This is a genomic window from Methyloceanibacter marginalis (assembly GCF_001723295.1).
Taxonomy (GTDB): domain Bacteria; phylum Pseudomonadota; class Alphaproteobacteria; order Rhizobiales; family Methyloligellaceae; genus Methyloceanibacter; species Methyloceanibacter marginalis.
In genome coordinates, this window is sequence record NZ_LPWD01000091.1 from 1 (window position 1) to 3294 (window position 3294).

At 64.6% G+C, this 3294-nt stretch carries 4 protein-coding genes and 1 tRNA gene; 1 reads left to right on the top strand and 4 read right to left on the bottom strand.

All coding sequences use genetic code 11. The annotated features are described in order from the left end of the window. The 4 genes from AUC71_RS04165 to mnmA all read right to left on the bottom strand — a co-directional run. The coding region (locus AUC71_RS04165) for a tryptophan 7-halogenase (protein WP_141701439.1) at positions 1-305 on the bottom strand (305 nt) is incomplete at its 3' end. 101 nt (positions 306-406) lie between these two features. After that, positions 407-484: transfer RNA gene (locus AUC71_RS04170), tRNA-Met, on the bottom strand. 19 nt (positions 485-503) lie between these two features. Further along, positions 504-1355 carry a class I SAM-dependent methyltransferase gene (locus AUC71_RS04175; protein ID WP_083238068.1) on the bottom strand — a complete coding sequence of 284 codons (852 nt, stop codon included), beginning with the start codon at positions 1353-1355 and terminating at the stop codon, positions 504-506. 67 nt (positions 1356-1422) lie between these two features. Beyond that, the gene (mnmA, locus tag AUC71_RS04180) at positions 1423-2628 is read right to left on the bottom strand and encodes a tRNA 2-thiouridine(34) synthase MnmA (protein ID WP_069623249.1); all 1206 of its coding nucleotides are present in this window, start codon (positions 2626-2628) and stop codon (positions 1423-1425) included. Between the two features lie 340 nt (positions 2629-2968). On the opposite strand from mnmA, the gene sciP reads away from it, so the two are divergent. After that, positions 2969-3247, top strand: coding sequence for a CtrA inhibitor SciP (sciP, locus tag AUC71_RS04185; protein ID WP_069623250.1), 279 nt, complete (start codon positions 2969-2971; stop codon positions 3245-3247). The last annotated feature ends 47 nt before the right edge of the window (positions 3248-3294 follow it).

The following is a 3294-nucleotide window of genomic DNA, read 5'->3' on the forward strand; positions in this document are numbered from 1 at the left end:
AACTCGACCGGCTTGCCCTTGTCGTCGTGGTTCCAGTTGATGAAATGCGCCGCGACCTTGAAGGTCGCATCCGTGAGCTTGAAGAACTCGGCCTCCGACACGCCGAGCTGGTTCAACAGCACGACCATGCCGGGCAGGCTCGCCTCGCCGACGCCGACGATCGGGATCGACGGCGACTCGATCAGGGTGATCTCGAGGGGGTGTTTCGGATCTTTCGACTTACAGAAGCGATTGAGAAAGCTGGCGGCAAGCCAGCCCGCCGTGCCGCCGCCGACGATGGTGATACTGCGCAGTGGCTGGCCCATTCCGCTCCCCCGGGACGCGAGACCAAGACTAGAAGCCCGGCAAGCGGGTGCCAAGCCGGAATGCCGGAGCAATGCGTCGCGGTTCTTTGGGGGCAAATTATTGGTAGCGGAGGAGGGACTCGAACCCCCGACACGCGGATTATGATTCCGCTGCTCTAACCAGCTGAGCTACTCCCGCCCCAAGCCTGAAGGCCGCCGTCAGATACCGCCTTCATGGTCGAGAGCGGCAGGCCCGGCGCTAATCGGCCAATTGGCTCTGAGACGGCGATATAGGGACCGCCAGTAATTACTGTCAAGCAAGCGCCTGGCGTGGACCAGGCCGCGCGCCACCGACCATTTGATGCGCACGCGCACCGGCTCGGCGATCCGGCCCCGCGCCGGCAGCCTGCCCTTGGCGATCATCTCCCTTGCCGCCTGCGGCGCCAGCCCGAAGCCCGGCTCCTTGACGAAGCGGAGCATCGTGAAGAGGCCGAAGGGCCGAAGCGCCCGTCGGTCGACCAGACGGAGATCGTCGCAGACCAGGACCCGGTCGACCTCGAACACCGCGTGCCAGCCGAGCAGATCGGCGAAGCCCGCCATCTTGCGCTCGATGAAGCCGCGCACGCCCTCTTCCTGGCTGAAATGATTCACCAAAATCACCTCGCCGCCCGGCGCGCAGACCCGCTCGAGCTCGCGCATGACCTTGTCCGGATCCGGCACCACGGTCAGCACATACATGGCGACCACCGTGTCGAAGCTCTCATCGGCGAACCCGAGCGCGCTCGCGTCCATCTCGTGGAGGCCGTCCACATAGGCGAGCTTCTTGCGGGTGACCTTCTCGCGCGCCTTGTCCAGCATCTCCGGCGACAGGTCGATACCGGTGACCGTGAGGTGCGCGCCGTAGCAGGGCAGCGATAGCCCGGTGCCGACGCCGACCTCGAGCACGCGGCCCTTGCGCTTGTTGATGATCTCCACCGCGTGCTTGCGGCCCGCCTCGGCCACCTGGCCGAACGTGTAGTCATAGACCGGCGCCCAGCGGCGATAGGCGTGACGCACGCTGTCCGTATCCATCACAGGAACTTTCGAAGGCAACGCTGTACCCTCCTCGAAGCTGAAGACCGCGCGTTCGTCCGCGGGCTTAACGCGACCCGGCCAGGAATGCCTCCGCGGGCCTAGGCTCTAAAGGCGCCGCAAAATCGTCCCTAGCCATCCAGGCTCCATCGGCGGACTTGATCCATCCGCCGCCGAGAAGCCGCTCCCCGCCGCCTGTCGCGGCATAAAATACGCAAGCCTGTCCCGGGGACACGCCCTCCTCGCCCTCGGCGAGATCCACAACCACCGTACCATTCTCCACGCTGACCGTCGCAGGGCGCAAGGGCCCTGTCGAGCGGATCCGCGCCAGCACCTCCACGCCGAGCGCGGCGGCCGTCTCGAACGGCTCATCGCCGAGCCAGTTGACGTCGCGCAAGGTGAGCGTCCGGGCGCGCAGACAACCGCGCGGACCGACCACCACTTCGCACCGGCCGGCGTCGAGCTTCACCACGTAGAGCGGCTCGCTAGCGGCCACGCCGATGCCCCGCCGCTGGCCGATCGTGTAATTGATGATGCCGGTGTGGCGGCCGAGCACGCGGCCATCCACATGCACGATATTGCCGGGCTCGGCGGCGCCGGGACGCAAGCGCTCGATGACTTGCGTATAGCGGCCCGTGGGCACAAAGCAGATATCCTGGCTGTCGGACTTCTCCGCGACCGTGAGACCGAAGCTTCGCGCAAGCGCGCGCGTCTCGTCCTTGGGCAAGTCGCCCAAAGGAAAGCGCAAGAAGGAAAGCTGCGCCGGCGTGGTCGCAAACAAGAAATAGCTCTGGTCGCGCTCCTTGTCGGCCGCGCGGTGAAGCTCCCAGCCGGCCGGACCGGGCAGGCTCTTGACGTAATGGCCGGTGGCGAGCGCCGCGGCGCCGAGCCCCTCCGCCGTCTCCAGCAAATCGTGAAACTTGATTTTTTGATTGCAGGCGACGCACGGCACCGGCGTCTCGCCGCTGAGATAGCTGTCGGCGAATTCGCCCATCACCGCCTGCTTGAAGCGCGCCTCGTAATCGAGAACGTAATGGGGGATGCCGAGCGCTTCAGCCACACGGCGCGCGTCCTGGATATCCGTCCCCGCGCAGCACGTCCCCTTCCGGCCCACCGCCTCGCCGTGGTCGTAAAGCTGCAGCGTGATGCCGAGCACGTCGTAGCCCTGGTCCTTGAGCAGGGCCGCGACCACGGAAGAATCGACGCCGCCCGACATGGCGACGACGACCCGCGTCTCGGCTGGACGCCCTTCTAGGTGCAGACTGTTAAGCATTCCGGGTCAATGATGCGGCGGAGTTTCAGTGGCTCGATGATCTCGGAAGGGCTTGCCGACCTTGGTCTTGATTATAGACAGTCTGTGACGCCCCGCGTGGGCTCATTTCAGCCCTTCCAGATGGCCCAGAACATAGGCAGGGGACGCCTGAGACGCAAGGACAGAGCCCCTGGAAGACCAGTAGAAGCACTTGGAAAGGCCTGGAAGTCTCAGCGAATTCAGCAAGTTTTGGCTATTTCCTTGCAGCTTCTTTTACCGGACAGCTTAGGCAATTCTTAAATGGGCCTCTGCTAGCTTCCACCTAGATTGAAGCTCATCGAGTTTGGAAGTGTTGCGTACGATGACTGAGCATTACAGGCCGCGTGTCAGATATGTGATTGGACCGGACGGCAGCCCGCTGACCGTGGCCGATCTCCCCCCGAAGGACACCAAGCGGTGGGTCATTCGCCGTAAGGCCGAGGTCGTGGCCGCCGTGCGTGGCGGTCTGATCAGCCTCGAGGAAGCCTGCGAGCGTTATACGCTGACCGTGGACGAGTTCCTGAGCTGGCAGCGCTCCATCGACAAGCACGGCCTGCCGGGCCTGCGCGCCACCCGCGTCCAGGATTATCGCAGCAGCTAATCGCGCTTCTGATCTGAGATCTTCGTCATGGCCGGGCTCGTCCCGGC

Excerpts from the sequence above, each read along its gene's own strand:
- AUC71_RS04175 (WP_083238068.1), bottom strand. The coding sequence starts at position 1,355 with ATGGATACGGACAGCGTGCGTCACGCCTATCGCCGCTGGGCGCCGGTC.
- mnmA (WP_069623249.1), bottom strand. The coding sequence starts at position 2,628 with ATGCTTAACAGTCTGCACCTAGAAGGGCGTCCAGCCGAGACGCGGGTC.
- sciP (WP_069623250.1), top strand. The coding sequence starts at position 2,969 with ATGACTGAGCATTACAGGCCGCGTGTCAGATATGTGATTGGACCGGAC.